The following is a 20,612-nucleotide window of genomic DNA, read 5'->3' as shown; positions in this document are numbered from 1 at the left end:
AATGGCCCACTTCATATTCGTAATGATTGCGCATATCAATAATGATGGTATCCGGGTCATTTGCCAGGGCATTCAGCTTTTCCGCATCAACATATTTCCCTTTTTTACTCATATCAAAGGACGGATCGGTAATGCCATCCGCAACGATCTTTTCCCTGATCTTTATTTTTAAAACCCAGAAAGACCTGCCGTCATCATCCACGGCAATATTCAAACGCATATCTTTCAACCCCGGGATGGAATACAGATAAGTGCGAAACGCGTCAAAATCCGATCGCGGCACACTTACCTGCGCATTGATTCCTTCGTGAGCCACGTATATGCGGCCAAATACTTTCAAAGCATCCAGGGCTTTGTACAATTCATCCCTGAACTGTTGCGGGTCATTGACGGTAAAATACCTGTAAAAAGAAAGCGTGGTGCGGGGTTCTGTTTCCTGAAGCACGCGCTGCTTCAATTCCCTGTGCGAAACGCGGTTGTGTAATACTGCCATAATTATTGAAATTTTATGTGCCGCTTTGAGACAGAACGGGTCGTTTGCATGACGAACAAAATTTCTTAAACGGCGCAAAGATAAGGAGAGTTTGGGAGTTGCAGGTTGCCAGTTAGGCTAACAGGTCACAGCTTACTATTAACTCTGCACAGGCTGCTTATACCGACTCGTAGCTCGTAGCTCACAGCTGAAAACCGTATTTGGATTTCGGATTTTTCATCTTCGGATTTATATTGATTGTTCTTTGCTTCCTGCTATTTGTGATTTGGCGCTTTGTATTCTCCCGCGGTCTGATCCTCCTTGCGTCAGGTGCCGGCCGCATCATCGGATTTCGGTTTTTGTATCCATTTCGAATTTCGATTTTTAGATTTCGGTCTTTTTTGTTACTTGGTTCCTGTGATTTGGTTCTTGTGATTTGGTTCTTATTATTTATCTATTCAGCGCTCACTCTCCAAATGATATCACTTGTATCATCTGTAACCAGCATTGAACCATCACTGAGCATGGCCAGTCCTACCGGGCGCCCGTGCACCTTTTTCCCGTCGGGCTCTATAATAAAGCCGGTAAGAAAATCCTCTTCCTCACCGGCGGGTTTTCCATTTTTAAAAGGTATAAACATTACTTTGTAACCTGCCAGCACCGATCGGTTCCAGGAACCATGCTGGGCAACAAATGCACCATTTCTGTATTTTGGCGGGAACTGTTTGCCGGTATAAAAAAGCAGTCCTAACGATGCCGTATGAGCACCCAGCGCCACATCGGGTACAATGGCTTTTTTTACCAGCTCAGGTTGCTGGTCTTTCGCTTCAATGCGGGGATCAATATGTTGTCCGAAATAAGCATAAGGCCATCCGTAAAACCCGCCTCTTTTTACACCTGTAATATAATCGGGAACAAGGTCATCACCCAGCTCATCCCGTTCATTTACGGCTACCCATAAAGTTTGTGTACCCGGCGCCCAGTCCATCCCTACCGGGTTGCGCAGTCCGCTTGCATATACTTTAAGCCCCGAACCATCGGGATTGATCTCCCATATCTGCGCCTTATCTTTTTCTTCGTCCAATCCTTTTTCGGCCACATTAGTGCCCGATCCGATCGCGATGTATATTTTATTCCCTTTGCTGTTTGAAATGATATTTCTCGTCCAGTGCCGGTTGATTTTACCTGCAGGCAGGTCTGTTATTTTTTTCCCTTCGCCTGTTATGGTCAACGCACCTTTTTTGTATGGGAACATCCACAGCGCATCTGTGTTGGCGACATAAAAATTATTTTTGAGCAGTAACATGCCAAAAGGCTGGTTGAGCCCGCTCAAAAAAGTTTCTTTCACATCAGGTTTACCATCTTTATCCATATCTCTTAAAATGGTGATCCGGTTGGCACTTTTGCGCATGTCGTTCGATTTATTGGCGCAGATGATTGCGGCGCCCGCTTTTTCAATCAACCCATGCTCCGTATTGGATTCAGCCACCAGCACATCACCATTTGGCAGCACATACATCCAACGGGGATTTTGCAGGCCGTTTGCATAACGGGTCACCGCAAATCCTTCCGGCGCCACGGGCGCTTCCCCTTCTTCCCATCCTACTACATTACTGAAATGCATAACCGATTTTGTGGCGTACGGCGCAGGAAGTGAATCCATAGTTTTTGCAGGAGTGGTTTCGTTAACAGCAGCCTGCTGTTTAGGCGCTGCACAACTGTTGATGAAAAAGAAACACAGGAAACAATACGGTATAGCTTTCATATGTATTTTACGTTGGTGTAACAATATATTATTATAAAAATCCATGCCTGTCTGTAGTGATTGAAAAAAACAAGCATTGAACAGCTATTGTATAAACCGTAAATGCGTAAACAAATGGCTGCCTGTATACTCATGGGTAATAATCTGCACAGCATGTGCATTTAATACCACAAAAAGCTGAATGCATTGCGTAGCGTTGCCTTGCTGTATATACGACGCAAAAATTATTGGTCAAAAGAAACCCTGTTAACCGTTCAATGGAGGAAGCCGGCCGCTTTTCAAAATTTTTATCCTCAAAAGGTATGGCACAACTTTATATCACATTAAAATGTTTTTGCAGGTAAGCTTTCAAAAAAAAGATATAATTATGGATCTCCGGTCTCACTATCCCTACTGGCTGCTCAGGCATGGGATCATCAATGTCTATCCGCCTCTTACCGAAAATATAAAAACCGATGTAGTGGTCATGGGAGGCGGTATCACGGGTGCGCTCCTGGCATGGCATTTATGCCAGGCGGGTATTGCTGCCGTTGTGGTTGACAAAAGGCATATCGGTATGGGCAGCACCGCAGCCAGCACAGCCATGATCCAGTATGAAATTGACATCCCGCTTTATCAATTAGAAAAAATAACCGGTAAGAAAAATGCAGCTCAAAGCTATCTGTTGTGCTACCAGTCGTTGCTGGATCTGGCATCCATATGCAAAAGCCTTAAAGCATATACCGGTTTTGCGTTCAAACCCAGTTTCCAGCAGGCCTCGTTTAAAAAAGATATTGCCGGATTAAAGAAAGAGCAGGCCTGCCGTAAAAAGATCGGTATACCAACAGAATGGCTGGATGAAAAGATAATGCAGGACAGGTTTGGGATCAACAAATATGGCGGGCTGCTATCGGAAAGAGCCGCCGAGCTGGATCCCTATGGCTTTACACATGCCCTGCTGTATGCAGCTGTACAAAAAGGATTAAGGGTATTTGACCGTACCAAAATAACAGCCATTGAACATTCACCTAAAAAAGTAACATTAACCACAGAAGACAAACGAAAGATACAGGCAAAATACCTTGTGATAGCCTGCGGCTACGAATCACAGCAATACATTTCTAAAACCGTTCAACGGCTGCATGCTACTTACGCCATTGTAAGCGAGCCGCTTTCCACTGCTGTCGGCCTGTGGTATAAGAACTGCCTTATGTGGGAAACGCGGTTGCCTTATTTGTATTTCCGTACAACAAAAGATAACCGCATCATTATCGGCGGCAAAGATGATGATAAATCGCCTGCTGCCCGCGATGCAGCATTACCGCAAAAAGCAAAGTTGCTGGAGAAAGCGTTTAACAGGCTGTTGCCACATATTGCTTTTAAAACAGATTTCGAATGGGCCGGCACCTTTGCTTCAACCAAAGACGGATTACCCTATATCGGCGTTGTACCGGAACACCCGAGAACCTTTTTTGGATTGGGTTTAGGGGGAAATGGCATCACTTTTGGAATACTGGCAGCGCAAATTATACGGGACAGGATCCTCGGCAAAAAAAATGTTTCAGAAAACCTTTTTGGATTTAACCGCTAAGGCACAGTTTTTGAAAGCACTTGTAGCACGTCCAGAGCAACAGCAACAGAACAGGCCGGGACGAAGATAATTTGAAGCGCGAAGGGGAACATCCCTTTGAATCTTCCATCGGCAATCGGCCGGGTTTCCAACCCGGCTTTTTATTGCACCACATTACATTGTCATTAAAAAGGGATACAAACGCAGATAAATTTCAAAGCCATCGGATATTCCCCGTAGAAGCCATAAAGCTCTTCATCTGTTCTGTTACCGCTTATACCTTATACCTCATAACCCACTCCGCCGCCAAACTACCGTTTCCAGTTGGTGTCCGTAAGGTTATAGATCTCCTGTATGCCGCGCAGTATTTTCTCGAAGTCGAGGTTCAGGTCTTTAAGCAAACCGGTTTTTAAATCAAAAACCCAGCCGTGCACAATGGGATAGCCTGTTTTTACATATTCCTGCTGCACGCTGGCCAATTTAATTACGTTTATGCACTGCTCCTGTACGTTGAGCTCAACCAGCCGGTCGTAGCGCTGCTTCTCATCCGCTATAGCGCTCAGCTCTTCTTTATGCAGACGGTAAACGTCGCGGATATTTCTCAACCAGGGATTAAGGATACCCATGTCTTTGGGCTGCATGGCGGCTTTTACGCCACCACAGTTATAATGACCGCAAACTATGACATGCTTAACATCTAAATACCGCACGCCATAATTGATCACTGCCATTACATTTAAATCTGTTGCGCACACGAGGTTGGCTATGTTGCGGTGCACAAATACCTCGCCCGAGTCGAGCCCCATGATCTCATTGGCAGGTACCCGGCTGTCGCTGCAACCGATATAGAGGTATTCCGGGTTTTGATCAGAAGCTAATTTTTTAAAAAAGTCAACATCCAAAGCGGTTTTGGAAGCGACCCATTTCCTGTTGTTCTCAAAAATCTGTTCGTAAGTGGTCATGTTAAATGAAGGCGCATCGGGGGTTGTCTAAAAAGTATATTTTGCCAGGTGGCGCTGATTAAAAAGTAATATTTTGCCACAAAGGCACGAACCTGCCGGCAGGCAGGAGCACGGAGAAAATAAACCCCTGATCAGGGCTTTGTGTCTTTGTGCCTGCCCCCGTCCGTACCGGCACGCCAGCCCGACGAAGCCATTCTGGCGGGGGCGGGCGTCCGGTTCAGGCGGGTCTTAGCAGCATATCTTTTATACTGAACCTTTTTAGTCAGCCTCTCTTAGTGGTATATCTTCCATACGACCTTTTTGAGACAGCCTCTTTTGCTTATTGTAGGTTATGAAATACTTTTTGCACATCCTCGTCCTGCTCCAGGCGATCAACCAGCTTCAGCACTTCCTGCGCATGCTCTTCGGGCAGCGTTACCGTAGTGGTTGGGATCCATTCCACTTCGGAACTGACAGGTGTAATATGCTTTTCTTCAAGCGCTTTCTGCATATTGCCAAAATCGGTGAAACCGGTTCGCAATACCAGTACTTCCTCATCATCGTCGCCCGTGCTTTCACCCAGCTCTTCCAGCCCGTGATCAATCAGCTCCAGTTCAAGCTCTTCTGTGTTCAGCCCTTCAGGTTTTAATTTAAATACACCCATCTTTTTAAACTGAAAAGCTACGCTGCCACTGTTACCCAAGCTGCCGTTTCCCTTATTAAAATGCGATTTTATATTGGCTACGGTTCTTACATGATTATCTGTTGCGGTTTCCACCAGCACGGCCACTCCATGCGGGCCATAGCCTTCATACAATATTTCTTCAAAATTTTCCATCTCCTTGCCCTGCGCACGTTTAATGGCCGCTTCCACTCTGTCTTTGGGCATGTTCACACTTTTTGCATTTTGGATACAACGGCGCAAAGCAGGGTTTGTGGCCGGGTCGGGGCCACCGGCCTTAACAGCAATGGCTATGTCTTTCCCGATACGGCTGAACTGTTTGGCCATGCGGTCCCAGCGGGCAAACATGGTTGATTTACGTACTTCAAATATTCTTCCCATTGATATCGTTGATTATTTTTGGCGTTGCAAATGTAAGGCAATGGAGTGAAAATGTTTGGGCGGCTCCCGCTTTTACCAAAATGCCGGCTCTGCGGCTCTTTTCAAATTTAGATGCGGGTGCCCCGATAACATGCACCCGGGATAAATAAATAACGTAAATCGTACTACCTTAGCTGCATGAGTGAGCTTTCCATGGGTGATGCATTGAAATTGTTCCTTCAGAAGAGCAGGCTGAAAGGAAGCATGCAGGCTATGCAGATAACAGACATATGGGCGGAGCTGATGGGCAAAACCATTGCCCGGTATACCGACAAGATACAAATCCTGAACCGCACTTTATTTATTGCTACTTCCGTAGCTCCTCTTAAAAATGAATTGCTCTTCCAGAAAGAAAAGATCATTCAGAGAGTGAATGAAGCGCTCGGCGAAAACCTCATCACAGAAATTGTAATCCGCTGATCTATACAGAATGTATATAACTGTGCAGCTGGTCTATGGTTTCCTGCTGCGCCAAAATGGTTTCTTTTACAATGTCCAGCACTGAGATCACCCCGTAAAATTCATTTTTATTGAATACAGGCAAATAACGGATGTTGTGCGCTGTCATTATGTTCATACATTCTTCAAGTGTATGTTCGGGAGCTATGCGGGGCAAATGTTCCAGCATAATTTCACTTACGGGCGTTTCACCCGATGACTTTCCCAGCAGTATCACTTTACGGGCATAATCTCTTTCTGTAGCCAGCCCGCAATACTTTCCCTGGTCATCTACTACGATCACCGATCCAATATTTTTTTCCGACATGATCCTCAGGGCTTCCAGCACAGGAATATCCGCATTAACGGTAATGTTGTGATGGCCCTTGCGTTTAAAGATGTGCGCAACCGTTCTCATAATGCAAGTTTTAATTTAAAAAAATAATACAGATACGGATATGCTTCAAAAGATACGATAAAAGCCTGAAATCCTAAAAATTTGATCAGTGCGGGGATCACCCAAAAAAGAATATGCGGTTTCATGTATGGAGAAGCATTTTTATTTTCGGATGATTGTTCAAAAGATCAGCAAAAAACATTGTTGACATACAATAAGTTCCGCCGCTATAAGTTAATGTACATAGTAACTTTTGAAGAAAAACCGAGTAATAATCCAATACCTGTTGATAGTAATGAGAAACCATTTCCTGGTTGTTTCACTGGTGGTTTGTGCGCAGTTCAGCACCGCAGGCACGGGTCCGCAAAAAACCATGGATGTGTACAGGCTTCCTGCAGATAACAGGAGCGGCAACCATACCCGTTCAGCTTTACCAGCCAACATTGCATCTTTGGAGGCATTACCTGTTGAAGATCAGGTCTTTTTGTGGGCTATAACCAATAATACCATTGGCAGTGATCAGTCTGTTTGCTATAATACCGCTCCCGCTGCTTTAACCGGAAGTGCACCTGCAGGCGGAAACGGAAGCTTTAGCTTTCAGTGGCAAAGCAGTACAATTTCAGGAACTACGGGATTTGCATCTATTGACGGGGCCACAAATCAGGGGTATGCCCCGGGAACATTAACCCAAACCCACTGGTACAGGAGAATAGTGAACTCCGGCGCCGAAAGCGATACTTCCGCCGCCGTACAAATCGCTGCCGATCCTCTGCCTCCTGCAACCATAAGCTATGATCAGTCGCCTTACTGCGGAACCGGTATAGCCACTGTAACCCAAACCGGCTTGCCCGGCGGCACCTACAGCGCTTCTCCCGGACTTTCCATTAACACTGCTACCGGAACGGTTGATCTTGCTGCAAGCAAACCCGGATCTTACACCGTTAATTATACCTTTAGCAGCGGCGCATGCACCGGCACGGCTACTTCCAACATAGACGTGGGTGACCCTATCCTGGTTATTACCAATCCTCTACCGGTGTGCGGATCGCCTACGGCAGATATTACAGTACCCTCTATTACTTTGGGAAGCACCAACGGCTTAACCTACCACTATTATACAGACGAAACGGCGACTACAATACTCGATGACCCCACGGCAGTTGCGGTAAGCGATACTTTTTATGTCAGGGGAACCAGCGCAAGCGGCTGCTTAACCGGCATTGAACCCATAGTAGTGGTACTGAATGACCAGCCGGTCATTACAACCGAAGATACAGTTGTAGCCTGCAAGGGCCTGCGGGTTACCCTAACAGCATCCGCACCGGGAAGTGAAATAACCTGGCAGAACATTGGACCCGGCAACAGCATCGTTGTACAGCCTGCCGCAAACAGCATGTATAAAGCAATAGCCGTAAATGAAGCCGGCTGCACCGATACTGCCATTGTAAGTGTGCAGGTGCGGGATTTTTCCATTTCCCTGAAAGCCAGCCCCAATCCCATGCTCATTGGTATGCCTGCAACGCTTACCACTTCGGCCAGCGCCAATTATGAAGTAATTGGCTGGAAGCCGGAAATATACTTCAGCAATCAAACCGCAAATACCCAGTCGGTTATCATTAATGACACCACAAGTACATTTTATGTTATTGCAAGATCGGAGGATGGTTGTATAGACACAGCGAATGTAAAAACAGCGGTTGATAACACAGACTTTTTCATACCCAACGCATTTACGCCCAACAGGGATGGCAGGAATGATATATTTAAAGTGTACGGATCTTCGGTAACGGCGGCTGAAATAAAGATCTACAATCAATGGGGCGCAATGCTTTATGAAACAAAAGACAATGAAAAAGGCTGGAACGGAACGCATAATAACAACCCGCAACCGGTAGGGCTTTATGTATACGTAATTAAAGTGCGCTTAGCCAATGAAGACACATTCATTAAAAAAGGTACCATAAGGCTGATAAGATAGAATATAAACATTGAGTCAGCAGCCGGTCCGTCGCGGTGCGACAACAGAGCACGATAAAATTTTCAACGATGAAGAAAAGCAGATTTCAAATATTGTTTGCAGCGCTGATGGGCATATGCGGCTGGCATAGCCAGAGCTACGCACAGGTAGATCCTCACTTTTCGCAATACTTTATTCAGCCCATGTTGCTGAACCCGGCGCTTACCGGGGCCATTGAAGGCGATTACCGCGTATCAGCAGTATGGCGCAGCCAGTATGGCAATACCTTTTCAACCAAAGGCATTTCCGCAGAAATGCCCACCAGCAAAAACATCAATCTCGGCGTTAACCTGCTCAATCAATCTTCTGCCGACAAAGCCTATAATTATACCAACGCCTACCTGAGCATAGCCTACACAGGCGTGCGGTTCAAGGATCATTACGTGGTGATGGCCATGCAGGCGGGCCTGTTGAACAGGAGTTTTAATATAAACAAATTACAATTTGGTGAGCAATGGGTATCGGGCATAGGATATGATCCTTCGGCTCATTCATCGGAAGTATTCCAGAAACCCAATGTATTTTCCTTTGATGCCGGTGCAGGACTGGTGTACTACGATGCCACTGCCGATAAAAAGATAAACCTCTTTGGAGGGTTTTCGGCATTTCACATTACACAGCCCAAAGACCCGTTCATTTCGGGAGGTGATAAGCAGTCGTTGCCCCTGCGTTACAGCCTGCATGCCGGGGCAAGGATCATCCTGTCCGACTTGTTGAATATTGTGCCCAACGTATTGTATATGCGCCAGGGCGAAACAGAAGAAAAGATGATGGGCGCCTATGTGCAGGTAAATGCCAGCGAGCAGGTAGACCTGATGTTTGGGGCGAACCTCCGTTTGCAGGATGCCATTGCGCCTTTTGCAGGATTTTATTACAAAGGCTTTACCGTGGGCATGAGCTATGATACCAATGTATCAACCAAAGATGCTATGGAAATGAACAGGAACAGCATGGAAGTATCGCTTTCCTATACCTGGTGGCGCAAAAACAGCATGAAAACAAAACCCTTTTATTGCCCGCGTTTTTAAGAACAAAGACCTACAAACGATATTCATATGCACAAACACAGCAGGCATACAGAGAACAGAAAACCTTTTCTATTGTTGGGCTATGCTGCAACAGTCATCTTCTTTTTGCTCAGCGCCCTGGCAGCGCCTGCCCAAAACGACAGTCCGGGCTATTATACCAAAGGAGAAGCATTGTTTAAGCAGAAAAAATATTACGAAGCCATACAGTATTACGAAAAATACCTGGCTACCGAAATAAAAACAACGCCCCGCTCCCAGCCTTTCGCAGTAAAAAAGAAAGCGCCGGGAAAGTCAAATCTGAACATCCACAATGAGGTGGTTTACCGCCTGGCGGAAAGTTACAGGATGATCAACAACTATACCCTCGCAGAAAAATGGTACAAAGAAGCCATGTCGTTTTCCCGAAAGGCCTATCCTGCCTGTGCCTACTGGTATGGCGTATCATTGCGCGCCAATCAAAAATATGAAGAAGCATTCAATGCGATCACTGCTTTCAGGGAATCCTATACCAAAATGGATGAATTGCTGGTAGGTGCAGATAAGGAACTGGAAAATCTTAAATTCATTAAAGAACAATTGCTGAAAGAAAAGGATGGATTCTTTGTAGAAAGAAAACAAATGCCGGCCAATACTTCAGCATATGCACTGTCGGCTTCACAGGCAGATCGTGCGGTTTATACCGCTGTGCATGAAGATAAAGCAAATGACCTGTATGTTGCCCGCCTGTACGAAGCAGCGCCCCAAAATGGCGTTGCGGGAAAAACAAAAATGATCGCATTAGATGAAGCGCCGGGCATTCATAACGGAATGGCTGCATTTGCAAAAGGGGGTAAAAAAATGTTCTTTACCCGGTGGATGGTAAACAACGGCATTACCACCGCTGCCATTTACGGTTCTGACAAAACAGATACCGGCTGGACAAAACCGGTGCCACTGCCCGAACCGGTAAACATGGAAGGCTCAAATAGCGGCCAGCCTTTTGTCACCGACGATGGAAAATATATTTTGTTTTCTTCCAACCGCGAAGGGGGTGTTGGCAAATACGATATCTGGTATGCTCCGCTGGATACCAACGGCAATGCATTGCTGGCTACCAACGCGGGCAATATTGTAAATACCGCGGGAGATGAGGCATCCCCCTCCTATCATTATACCAGCCGAACGCTTGTATTTTCGAGTAACGGGCACGTGGGTATGGGCGGCTATGATATTTTTTCTGCCAAAGGCGATTTTAAGTTGTCCAACTGGGATAAGCCGGTAAATGCCGGCCAGCCCATCAACTCGTCCAAAGACGACCTGTATTTTATAAGCACTGATGAAGACAACCTCTGGAATACCGGCTGGCTAAGTTCTGACCGGGCAACGGATTGTTGTCTTGAACTTTTTGCGGTACGTCAGGATAACGCACAGTATGTATCGGGATCGGTTACCGATTGCGCCAGCGGTCAGCCTTTAGCACGTACTGCATTAACCGTAAAAGATCCAAAAGGCGGAAAAGTATTGCTCAAACAGCAAACCGGCAGCGATGGCAGATACAGCTTCGAACTGAAGAATACTTCCCGTTTTGAAATTACAGCTGAAAAAGAAGGCTACAATACCGCCAGTGAAAGTTATAAAGTATATTTTGATGCCGGAACAGACAGCGTAAGCAACAATAACATATGCCTTTCTTTGATAACACCGCCTGTTACAAATACCGGAGGATATGATCTGAGCGGATCAGCTACCCTGGCCAAATTTGCCTTCAACCAGTCGGCTTTAGGAAATGGCTCCTATCACGAGCTGGATTCGCTTGCAACACTGATGCACCGCTTCCCTTCCCTGATGATTGAAGTGGGCGGCTATACCGATGGCAGGGGTTCGGAAGCCTACAACTTAAAGCTGGCACAAAAACGGGTAGATGCCTGTATCCGTTATCTGGTCAAAAAAGGCATCAGCAAAAAACGGCTTGTGGGTAAAGCATACGGCGAATGTTGTCCGCTGGAACCGGAAAAAATAAACGGGAAAGATAACCCCGCAGCCAGAGAAAGGAACAGGAGAGTGGAATACAGGGAGGTAAAAAAGTAAGATGGTAAGATGGGAAGATGGTAAGATGGGAAGATGGGAAGATAGTAAGATAGTAAGAGGCGATCAGCAGATATAGATCAATCATCGAACAAATCAACAATATGGGGTTACAAATCCGGCGTTGCCGGTTATACTTGTAAGCTTTTGTTCTTATTAACTGAACTCAAAACATATTGCCATGAACGAAATATTGCTTTTCCTGCTGATCGCTTTTACGCTGGTTACTTTTGTTTCTTTGAACAAAAAAACAGGCAGTGCAGGCCCATTCCCGGGAGATATTTTATCCAAAAGAGCAGGAGCATACCCTGTTGGCGGAATGGCCAGGGTGATCTATTCGGGCGTGATAAAAAAAGCTCAGTATGATTACAGCAGGCTATGGTCGGTTACCGCTATAGCCGGTATAGCTACGGGAACAGCAAACCTGCAAAACGAGCTTACTATTGTTTATCATCAACCCGGCAATAGCGCCCGGCTACAGCCCTATTACCTGCCATCCGGTGAAAGCAGAGGATTTGACGCTGCAGATAACAAAAGAAATTCACTTTTGCTCTGTGATGATGTATGCGTAATTTCTTCTGTCAGCGATTTTCAATACCGCCATGTATTATTGGGAGATGGGGCAGCATGACTACTTAGTAAAAAAGCGCCTTCCGGCGCTAAATAACGGGTGGTTTATCAATCAGGAATATTTTTAAACGGGTTCACAACGTCACCCTTTTTTTACCTCTCTTACCGTGGTATTGCCGCCGCCTTCAAGGGTAAGATTTACGGGTGTATTGGTTTTCCAGTTGCCCCTGCTGAAATCGGGTACTTCCACCGTTTTTGAGTTTTTCGCAACAGATCTTTCACTGAGCGGACCAATTACGCTCCATAAAACGCCATCATATACATCCTGGTCCAACGGCAGTCCATTGCGCAAACAATCAATGGTACGCCAGTCCATCATAAAATCCATGCCTCCGTGACCGCCTACTTTTTTGGCGATATCGCCTACATGCTTCACAATTTCAGGAGTATATTTATCATACAGCGCCGTGAGCTCTTCGGGCTTTATCCATTCATGGCCGAAAGCGACCCGCCCGGGCTCAGGATATTTTTGGGCAACACCTTTGGTGCCGCTGATCAGGTGAATACGGGAATAAGGCCGGGGCGAAGTAACATCGTGCTGCAACATGATGGTTTTTCCTTTATTGGTACGGATCATGCTGGTATTCATATTACCACGGTATGGTTTTCCAACAAACTCGTTATAAAAAGGATCTTCCGCCGCTTTTTCTTTCGCTGTTGCACCCATCATAAAATCATTGGATGACATAGAAACCATATGATCCATTTTATCGCCCCGGTTAATGTTCAGGCACTGCGCTATCGGCCCTAACCCATGGGTAGGATATAAATTACCATTGCGGGATTCGTTCTCCCTTAACCGCCACATTTTAGAATAACTGGTTTTTCCGAAATTGGAGCTCAGCAGATCATGTATATATGCACCTTCGGCATGTATCAGTTCTCCAAACAAACCATGCCGAGCCATATTTAAGGTAAGCAGCTCAAAAAAATCGTAGCAGGTATTCTCCAGCATCATGCAATGCATCTTTGTTTTTTCCGATGTTTCCACCAGTTGCCAGCATTCATCAACGGTAATGGCAATGGGCACTTCCGACGCAGCATGCTTACCGTTCTTCATGGCATATACTGCCATGGGCGTATGCAGTTGCCAGGGTGTGCAGATGTATACAAAGTCAATATCATTGCTTTCGCACAAAGCCTTCCATCCCTCTTCGCCGGTATATTCTTTGGCCTTTGGCAGGCCTTTACCTGTTATCGTTTTTTGCGCCGGGGGAATTCTTTCGGGACGATTATCGCAAAGGGCAACAATTTCTGCGTTTTCAATAAAGGATAAGCGGCCCACAGCGCCCGAACCGCGGTTTCCCAGCCCGATAATGCCAATGCGCACCTTATCTATTTTAGGTGCGGCATAACCGCACATATTAAAGCCGCTTTTTCCCGTATAGGGTAGTGATTCATCTTTATCCATCGGATGATCTTTACCCAGCACGGGTAATCCTGTAGCAATTGCACCGGTACCCAGCGTAATATTGCGTAAAAATTTTCTGCGGTTGGATGTCATGGCAAGTAGTTGAATGAATAATTTTGTATGCGCTAATATCCCCAATTTGTGTGAATAAAAGCGCATCACCCGGAATTTAAACAATCGTTTGTTTCAGATAAATAGGGTTCAGCAAGGGATTTGCTATCTTTCAGCTTCAAAATAAATGAATGAATTATACGCTCGAGGTCATTGCTTTTACCATTGAATCTGTGCTGCTGGCGCAACAATCGGGGGCACATCGCATTGAATTATGCGATAATCCTGCCGAAGGCGGCACTACGCCCGGTTATGGTACGATCAAAACTGCAAGAGAAAAAACCTCACTTCTCCTTTATCCCATCATTCGCCCGCGTGGTGGTGATTTTTTATACAGCGATGAAGCATTTGAGATCATGAAAAGAGATGTGCTGCTCTGTAAGGAACTGGGCTGTGATGGTGTGGTGACCGGGCTATTACAGGCCGACGGAAGTGTTGATAAAAAGCGTACTGCGGCATTGGTGGAAGCCGCGTACCCGCTTGGCGTTACTTTTCACCGTGCATTCGATCGTGTAGCCAACCCGTTTGAAGCCCTGGAAGATATCATAACCACCGGCTGCGAACGGATCCTCACCAGCGGATTGAAACCTGCAGCAACAGAAGGTGCAGAAACGCTTGCCGGGCTTGTACGGCAATCCGATGACCGTATTATTATTATGCCGGGTTCAGGCATAAGATCAGAAAACATTGTTGCTTTAGCCAGGCAAACAGGCGCTGCAGAATTTCACTCTTCGGCAAGAAAAACAGCAGACTCAAAGATGGAATATTTCAATGCCGCCATGAACGAAAACCTGCAAACCGCTGAACTGGATAGCGGGGAAGTGAAGAAAATGATAGCGGCGCTGCAAACACTGGACTGATTTTGATTTGAGATTTGAGATTGAATCCGTTTGTCAGTGTGAGCCGTCGGTTGCTCATACCTTACACCTCTTACCTCAGGTCTAATTCCCTCCCAGCGCACCTCTGAAGCCGATGCGGATCCCGGAACGCTGGAACCCCTGGTTGCCGAAACCCCATATGTAATCAACCCTTATTATTTTAAGAATATTTTCTATCCCGCCAAATGCTTCATAATAATAATTGTTTTTATTTACTACAAAAGCGTTGGCTCCCCCAACAAGATGGAGGTTGAGCTTTTTGATAAACGGGATCTTGTTCGTTAGAAACCCATTAAAATGATGCTCCACATTTAAAGTAGCGTACAACCTTTCGGTGGTAGAACGGGCATAGTAAGGCGCCAGTTGAAAACTGTTCAGGTATTCGGTAGCAACAAGCATCTGGTTGCCATTGAAATGCTGGTAATCGGGTATCTCCAGCCTGCGGTTGTTGAAAAAACCGCCTACTGAAATATTATAGTCAAACATACCGGCCAACCTTACATTGATATCGTCCTTTACAGAAAACTTCCACCGGTCATAATCCACATCGCTGCCCAGCACTCCATTTATTCCTTTGGCATAACTTATGGTGAACATCGGGTACCTGGAGCCGAGGTTAATTTTACGTTCGGGCAACTGTATATACTTCGTGCCGGGCCGGTAACTAACGGTAAACGCCGCAAACAAGGCCTGGTGCCGCTGAAAATTTTCTGAAACCAGCTCTACAGGGTAATTGGGCGTTCGCCTGCTTAAATTTTTGGCACTGCCCCAATAGGTGTCGTCGGTATTCGACAGTGGGATCCTGTCCTGATAACTGATATTCGCCTTAATGGTAGCACCCTCTCCCACCCCCCTTGTAAATGCGATCTCGGCAAATCCGGCTTCATAAATTTTCAAATAATTGCTCCCAAACAAAAGTGTATTGTATGTATTTACAATTGGTCTTACGGGATTATCATTATTGAGCTGGAATATTTTTTTACCGCCGGCAAGCGCGATCGAATTGATACGCCCCTTTCCAAACGTATACCGGGCGGCCATGTCGCCATTAAAGTGACGGTTGGTAAACCCGTAGCGCACTGTAGGCGTAACGGAAACAGACCGGTTCTCTGTAAAATTCCTCGAATAGGTTGGACCAAAGTTAATATTAAATCCTTCCACCGTATTGAAATTGGTTACTTCGATCAATGGCGGGTAGCTGAACGAGGATTTCTTACTTTGCCTGTTGAATGTTTGCCCGAATATCAAAATGCCCAATGGAGTAAACCTGTTTTTTCTCCTGTCAACGGAATCGAGGTATCTGGGATCGCGGCGTACGATCTCCAGGCTGTCTTTTTTCAGGTAGTCCATTATTTCGTCATCCAAAAGCGGTACGGGACGAACGGTATCCCAGTAAGCGCGGGGCTTTTTATTGGATCCCGTGTCGTATTTTAAAATGATATTGCTGAAGTAGTCTTTATCAAACTCTGGATCAAGTATGTAATCCGAATAAACGGTAACAAAACTGCCTTTGGCATCAAAACCAAACATTTTAACTGCGGGATACACCACCTGGCTGTGGATCATCCATACATCCTTGGTAACGGGCACGTACAGATGCTCAATACGCAATGTGTCGGCCAGTTCCATCTGCGATTTTTTGGTAAGCATCAGATCTACGCTGTGGATCCGCCATTCATCCTCAACAATATTGATATAACCGCTGAACAGGGGCTCATAGCTTCGTTTAGGCGTAACCTTTATATGGTTGATCAGCCGCCCGTTCTCGGTAAAGCTGCCCATGAACTTGTAACGGTAAAAATTCAAAGCATTTTCAGCAATGGGCGATATGAAGCCCCGTGGGTTGAGGGCGTTGCTGATCTGTATATTGTTATCGTAAAACGTTACATACCTCGGACTGCCGAATCCAAAGCCATCAGACTGGCCGCTTACCCTTGTTGAGGTAACTTCCACCTTTTCTTTTTCCGGCTTTTGAAAGGAGTAGGCAGCTATGGTTTCGGAGAGATAGATCATTTTATTTTTTCCCGTATCCCCGTCCGCAAAATCAATCTTCTGACCAAGGATCGTTTCGGGATAATCCCGGAGCCTGAGTTGTCCTTTGATGTATACCTGGCATTGAAAAGCATTTACCTGGTCTTTATAAAAGGAGCGTTTTTTTATTGCCTGCCGGATGATCCCGTAGGCGGGATCTTCTGCATCTCCTATTACTATCTCCTTTAGTATGAGCTCCTGCAGGAGAAGGGTAAAATCAACTTCCAATCCCTGCCGCTGCACGGTTATTTCCTGTTCCTGCATCTTATACCCAACGTGCATGCATTGGAGCGTATAGTTTCCCGGAGGAAGATTGAGTATATATTTACCGGCATTATTAGCGGTAGTACCTATTACGCCGCCCTTAACAACCACCGAGGCAAACGGAAGAGCATTTCCTTTATTGTCTTTTACCGTTCCCGCAACAGGAACGGCAAGCACAAATAAACGGCAACCGGCAAGGAAAACTGCAAGCAACAAATATCTTTTCATGCAACAACATTACCCTCACGAAAATAAGGCTTTGTAACCAAACGCAACAGCACCCTCTCAGAACAGGCGGCGAAGCAACGAGCCGCTCATCGCTGCAAATGCTGCTACCACCGCGCCGGTCATTGCCGTTAATCCAACCAGCAAAAAAGGACTATCGGCTTTTATAACCAGCACAGAAATTTTATGGGCAAGCAGATCATCGTTGGCCGAACTGATCCACCAGGCCAATCCTCCCCACAGCAGCAGAAGAGAAACAAAGCCGGTTATAAATGCCATGTACGGCTTTTGAAAAATGACAATGGCAATTAAGAAAGATACTACGGCAATGCTCCACCAGGGAAGGTACAGGCAGGCAACAAAACTGAGCAATGCGGTTAGTATGATCGAAACTGTAAATTTCATGTTGTTGATTTATTGATCGATTTGTAGTTGACTGGTAGCTCTGAGCCGTCAGCCGTCAGCTTTCAGCTTTGGGCTTTCAGCTTTTCAGCTTGAGCGTGCTAACGATTGCCTGATAACTCATTGATGCATTCACTATTCACTATTCACCTCTCACTTCTCACCTCTCACCATTCACTCACGGCCAAACTCCATTTTCCACACCAGTTTATCTCCTTCCTGTTCGCCTCTTTTCATGAACCATGCCTTGTAATATTCGCCTGCCGCCCATTTATCCACAAATGAGTCGTAATAAGGGCTGCCGGGATTGCCCGATTGACCGCCGGGGTATATAACATAAGCCGTTGTTTCGCCTGTTAACTCAACTACCATACGCCAACTGGGACCGTGGTTGTGCTGCATGGCATTGATAATATGCGCACCGCCGCCTACGGGCAAACCTGTTCGGGCAAAGGGCATCATGGCAGCGCCCAGCAAATGATAGATAGAGGTATTTTTATTGGCGCCCCAGGTCAGTTGATTGATGGCACTCAATGAATCCGCAGTTTTTGCAGCTTGTTTATACGCGCTTGTTATTACATCTGCAATGGTTTCATGTTCAGGTGTATTGATATTGTCAATGTATTTAAAAGCCGTATCACGCAGCAAAGCTTCTATTAATGTTTTTTCGGAGGGGCGCAGTGCTGCAACGCCGGCTTTCTCAAATTCATCATCCCATACCTGCTTTTCAAGATTATCGTACCACAGCTTAAAAACAGTAGCGCCTCTTTCGTTGATATTGTTGTACAGCGACCAACCGCTTACGATATCAAGATATTTTCTTTCATTTTCATTCAAAAGGCTATCCTTAATATGCCTGAGCAGTAAAGGTCTTGCGGTTTCTGCAAATACATTGTAGTTGTCGTTTTGCAGCTTCATCATATCGTCGGCTGTAACGTTATGGATGGCATTCAGTTTCCGGTTAATGGCTATGCCCCTGTACAGGTCGTAATAACCGGGAATAAAATAAGGATAAGTGCTGTCGGCCGGGCGCTGGTTGGCGCTGCTCACGAATCCTCTTCCGGGGTTGAGAACATGCGGGTTTTCATCCATAGGAATAAAACCCTGCCACATATAGCTGCTGTCTTCCCCCGGCATAACATATAAGCCCTGCCGGTTCCAGCGTGCAGGCAAAACGCCCTGGTGCCAGATAGCAATATCGCCCGATTTGGAGGCGAAAGCAACATTATGCGCGGGATTGGTGAAATATTGTAATGCATTTTTATAATCTTCGTAATTGCCGGCACGGTCCAGGTAATACCACACCAGCAATTCATTTGAAGGATCATGCGCTTTCCAGCGTATGGCAAGAGGGGTAGTAATTGACCCATCTGCAGGAGGGTAGCTGTTATCGTATGCAACAGGACCAAAAACGGTATATGCTACCGTATCATACACTACAGGCTTTCCTTTCACTTTAATTTCTTCTATGCGCAAACTGCTGTTCTTCCAGCTGCTGTCGAACCAATACTGTGTTTTGGTTTCATCTTTAAACCGCACGGCATAATAATCCATCACATCTCTTTCGGAGCTGGTAAAGCCAAAGGCGATGCTGTCGTTGAATCCTATAATAATGCCGGGTGCGCCGGGAAAACTTACACCGTAAGCGTTCATGGTGGGCGTGGTTACCTGCATTTCGTACCAGATAGCAGGAAAGGAGAGATCAAGATGAGGATCATTGCAAAGTATAGGGGCGCCGCTTTGTGTTCGTGAGCCGCTTACCGCCCAGTTGTTGCTGCCATTGGCAGGATTGGGCTTTTTGATCTCCTGCAATGTGCCGGCTATATTGCCGAGGTATAATGAATCCGAAGCGGCAGGCGCAGCAGGCGTTACCGTGGGCGCCGGGAAAACGGTTCCTCTGGGAATAACAGGATCAAGCGAATCGGCCACCTGCGGAAAAAGAATACGCAATGCCTCATCACCGAAAAAAGCCCTGGCTTTTGTTAATGGCAGGTCTTCCGAATGTCCCGATAAGGTTTCAGCCATTTGTTTTACAAAGAGTGCGGTTTTAAGATTGCTCCATTTTTCCGGGGTGTATCCCAATAATTTATATTCTACGGGCAGCCGGCTTTGGGGCAATGATGCTATATATGCGTTTACTCCCGCTGTATAATTATCTACCTGCGCTTTGGTGATGGGGTTGGCTTCCATTTCCTTCAGCATATTTTCCGCCGCATATACCATCCCCAGCCTTCTCCTGCCTTTATCGTAATTCAATGCGTTCTCCCCCACGATCTCGCTTATACGTCCCGCTGCTGCATAGGTCTGGAATTCCATCTGCCACAAACGGAAACGGGCATGCAGGTATCCCTGAATAAAACAGGCATCATCATCGTTATCTGAAACAATATGAGGCACCAAACGATCATCAATATATACAGTTGATCTCCCTTTGAGCTGCGGGAATTGAAGATCATCATTAAAATCCTGTCCTACCGGTTCTGCGTTTTGCCATATTCCGTGCTGCGGACTTAAAAAGCTGCCCAGCGGAACCGGGAGCCAGGTGCGGGTACCCAGGGCAATGATCAGTGCAACAGTGATGATAAATGAAATGCAGAAAAAGACAATTCTCATGGCTTAAAATTACAGGGTTGAAGCGAAAATTGCGAAAATATTTATGCCTGGGACAAAGCACGAAAGTGATATCCGGAGGAAAAGACCAAATCCTAAATAACAAGAAACAAATAAGGATCAAAATTCAAATTCAGAGAATACAGAAGAACCAGGATTGGCGGTCAGCAGGCAGTAGTCAGTAGTCAGTAGTCAGTAGTCAGTAGTCAGCATTCAGCCGTGAGCATTCAGTCTATATGAAAAAGGTTTCGGAGCAGCAGCAGTCGAAAAGATTGCT

General features: G+C 45.9%; 16 protein-coding genes. 7 read left to right on the top strand and 9 right to left on the bottom strand.

The features are described from left to right. Together PLH26_RS09650 and PLH26_RS09645 are read right to left on the bottom strand one after the other, a co-directional pair. On the bottom strand, positions 1 to 493 hold a 493-nt coding region (locus tag PLH26_RS09650), incomplete at its 3' end, for a rhodanese-like domain-containing protein (RefSeq protein WP_502876375.1). A 433-nt stretch (positions 494 to 926) separates the two neighbouring features. Then, positions 927 to 2,237, bottom strand: a complete 1,311-nt coding sequence (locus tag PLH26_RS09645; RefSeq protein ID WP_324585806.1) for a PQQ-dependent sugar dehydrogenase — start codon at positions 2,235 to 2,237, stop codon at positions 927 to 929. Positions 2,238 to 2,604: 367 nt separating this feature from the next. On the opposite strand from PLH26_RS09645, the gene PLH26_RS09640 reads away from it, so the two are divergent. Beyond that, the gene (locus PLH26_RS09640; RefSeq protein WP_324585805.1) at positions 2,605 to 3,807 is read left to right on the top strand and encodes an NAD(P)/FAD-dependent oxidoreductase; all 1,203 of its coding nucleotides are present in this window, start codon (positions 2,605 to 2,607) and stop codon (positions 3,805 to 3,807) included. A gap of 290 nt (positions 3,808 to 4,097) precedes the next feature. Here the strand turns inward: PLH26_RS09640 and PLH26_RS09635 are convergent, their stop codons facing one another. Beyond that, positions 4,098 to 4,748 carry a carbonic anhydrase gene (locus PLH26_RS09635; protein ID WP_324585804.1) on the bottom strand — a complete coding sequence of 217 codons (651 nt, stop codon included), beginning with the start codon at positions 4,746 to 4,748 and terminating at the stop codon, positions 4,098 to 4,100. Between the two features lie 319 nt (positions 4,749 to 5,067). Next, positions 5,068 to 5,790, bottom strand: a complete 723-nt coding sequence (locus PLH26_RS09630) for a YebC/PmpR family DNA-binding transcriptional regulator (protein ID WP_324585803.1) — start codon at positions 5,788 to 5,790, stop codon at positions 5,068 to 5,070. Positions 5,791 to 5,967: 177 nt separating this feature from the next. Between PLH26_RS09630 and PLH26_RS09625 the strand changes: the two genes are divergently transcribed. Beyond that, positions 5,968 to 6,249, top strand: coding sequence for a DciA family protein (locus PLH26_RS09625; RefSeq protein WP_324585802.1), 282 nt, complete (start codon positions 5,968 to 5,970; stop codon positions 6,247 to 6,249). A 1-nt stretch (position 6,250) separates the two neighbouring features. On the opposite strand, the gene PLH26_RS09620 is transcribed toward PLH26_RS09625, so the two are convergent. Then, a complete protein-coding gene (locus PLH26_RS09620; protein WP_324585801.1) occupies positions 6,251 to 6,685 on the bottom strand; it encodes a CBS domain-containing protein in 435 nt (144 codons plus the stop codon). 274 nt (positions 6,686 to 6,959) lie between these two features. On the opposite strand from PLH26_RS09620, the gene PLH26_RS09615 reads away from it, so the two are divergent. The 4 genes from PLH26_RS09615 (at position 6,960) to PLH26_RS09600 (ending at position 12,404) form a co-directional block, all read left to right on the top strand. Next, on the top strand, positions 6,960 to 8,642 hold the full coding sequence (locus PLH26_RS09615) for a T9SS type B sorting domain-containing protein (RefSeq protein WP_324585800.1): 1,683 nt from the start codon (positions 6,960 to 6,962) through the stop codon (positions 8,640 to 8,642). Between the two features lie 68 nt (positions 8,643 to 8,710). Then, positions 8,711 to 9,709 carry a PorP/SprF family type IX secretion system membrane protein gene (locus PLH26_RS09610; RefSeq protein WP_324585799.1) on the top strand — a complete coding sequence of 333 codons (999 nt, stop codon included), beginning with the start codon at positions 8,711 to 8,713 and terminating at the stop codon, positions 9,707 to 9,709. 27 nt (positions 9,710 to 9,736) lie between these two features. Further along, positions 9,737 to 11,776, top strand: coding sequence for an OmpA family protein (locus PLH26_RS09605; protein ID WP_324585798.1), 2,040 nt, complete (start codon positions 9,737 to 9,739; stop codon positions 11,774 to 11,776). 178 nt (positions 11,777 to 11,954) lie between these two features. After that, positions 11,955 to 12,404: a hypothetical protein gene (locus tag PLH26_RS09600; protein ID WP_324585797.1), complete on the top strand. Its 450-nt coding sequence runs from the start codon at positions 11,955 to 11,957 to the stop codon at positions 12,402 to 12,404. A gap of 81 nt (positions 12,405 to 12,485) precedes the next feature. On the opposite strand, the gene PLH26_RS09595 is transcribed toward PLH26_RS09600, so the two are convergent. Beyond that, positions 12,486 to 13,907, bottom strand: a complete 1,422-nt coding sequence (locus PLH26_RS09595; protein WP_324585796.1) for a Gfo/Idh/MocA family protein — start codon at positions 13,905 to 13,907, stop codon at positions 12,486 to 12,488. 149 nt (positions 13,908 to 14,056) lie between these two features. On the opposite strand from PLH26_RS09595, the gene PLH26_RS09590 reads away from it, so the two are divergent. Further along, entirely contained in the window at positions 14,057 to 14,785 is a 729-nt protein-coding gene (locus PLH26_RS09590) for a copper homeostasis protein CutC (RefSeq protein ID WP_324585795.1), read from the top strand. Positions 14,786 to 14,866: 81 nt separating this feature from the next. On the opposite strand, the gene PLH26_RS09585 is transcribed toward PLH26_RS09590, so the two are convergent. From PLH26_RS09585 to PLH26_RS09575, 3 genes are all read right to left on the bottom strand, one after another. Beyond that, complete coding sequence (locus PLH26_RS09585; protein WP_324585794.1) at positions 14,867 to 17,326, bottom strand: DUF5686 and carboxypeptidase regulatory-like domain-containing protein; 2,460 nt, start codon at positions 17,324 to 17,326, stop codon at positions 14,867 to 14,869. A gap of 57 nt (positions 17,327 to 17,383) precedes the next feature. After that, entirely contained in the window at positions 17,384 to 17,728 is a 345-nt protein-coding gene (locus PLH26_RS09580) for a hypothetical protein (protein ID WP_324585793.1), read from the bottom strand. A gap of 171 nt (positions 17,729 to 17,899) precedes the next feature. Further along, a complete protein-coding gene (locus tag PLH26_RS09575) occupies positions 17,900 to 20,338 on the bottom strand; it encodes a penicillin acylase family protein (protein WP_324585792.1) in 2,439 nt (812 codons plus the stop codon). Between the last annotated feature and the right edge of the window lie 274 nt (positions 20,339 to 20,612).

It is taken from the genome of Agriterribacter sp. (genome assembly GCF_035444585.1).
In the GTDB taxonomy this organism is placed as follows: Bacteria; Bacteroidota; Bacteroidia; order Chitinophagales; family Chitinophagaceae; genus Agriterribacter.
Note: the sequence above shows the minus strand (reverse complement) of the source record. Positions and strands in the feature narration are given on the sequence as shown.

Coding starts and splice junctions, on each gene's coding strand:
- PLH26_RS09645 (WP_324585806.1), bottom strand. CDS start 2,237: ATGAAAGCTATACCGTATTGTTTCCTGTGTTTCTTTTTCATCAACAGT.
- PLH26_RS09640 (WP_324585805.1), top strand. CDS start 2,605: ATGGATCTCCGGTCTCACTATCCCTACTGGCTGCTCAGGCATGGGATC.
- PLH26_RS09635 (WP_324585804.1), bottom strand. CDS start 4,748: ATGACCACTTACGAACAGATTTTTGAGAACAACAGGAAATGGGTCGCT.
- PLH26_RS09630 (WP_324585803.1), bottom strand. CDS start 5,790: ATGGGAAGAATATTTGAAGTACGTAAATCAACCATGTTTGCCCGCTGG.
- PLH26_RS09625 (WP_324585802.1), top strand. CDS start 5,968: ATGAGTGAGCTTTCCATGGGTGATGCATTGAAATTGTTCCTTCAGAAG.
- PLH26_RS09620 (WP_324585801.1), bottom strand. CDS start 6,685: ATGAGAACGGTTGCGCACATCTTTAAACGCAAGGGCCATCACAACATT.
- PLH26_RS09615 (WP_324585800.1), top strand. CDS start 6,960: ATGAGAAACCATTTCCTGGTTGTTTCACTGGTGGTTTGTGCGCAGTTC.
- PLH26_RS09610 (WP_324585799.1), top strand. CDS start 8,711: ATGAAGAAAAGCAGATTTCAAATATTGTTTGCAGCGCTGATGGGCATA.
- PLH26_RS09605 (WP_324585798.1), top strand. CDS start 9,737: ATGCACAAACACAGCAGGCATACAGAGAACAGAAAACCTTTTCTATTG.
- PLH26_RS09600 (WP_324585797.1), top strand. CDS start 11,955: ATGAACGAAATATTGCTTTTCCTGCTGATCGCTTTTACGCTGGTTACT.
- PLH26_RS09595 (WP_324585796.1), bottom strand. CDS start 13,907: ATGACATCCAACCGCAGAAAATTTTTACGCAATATTACGCTGGGTACC.
- PLH26_RS09590 (WP_324585795.1), top strand. CDS start 14,057: ATGAATTATACGCTCGAGGTCATTGCTTTTACCATTGAATCTGTGCTG.
- PLH26_RS09585 (WP_324585794.1), bottom strand. CDS start 17,326: ATGAAAAGATATTTGTTGCTTGCAGTTTTCCTTGCCGGTTGCCGTTTA.
- PLH26_RS09580 (WP_324585793.1), bottom strand. CDS start 17,728: ATGAAATTTACAGTTTCGATCATACTAACCGCATTGCTCAGTTTTGTT.
- PLH26_RS09575 (WP_324585792.1), bottom strand. CDS start 20,338: ATGAGAATTGTCTTTTTCTGCATTTCATTTATCATCACTGTTGCACTG.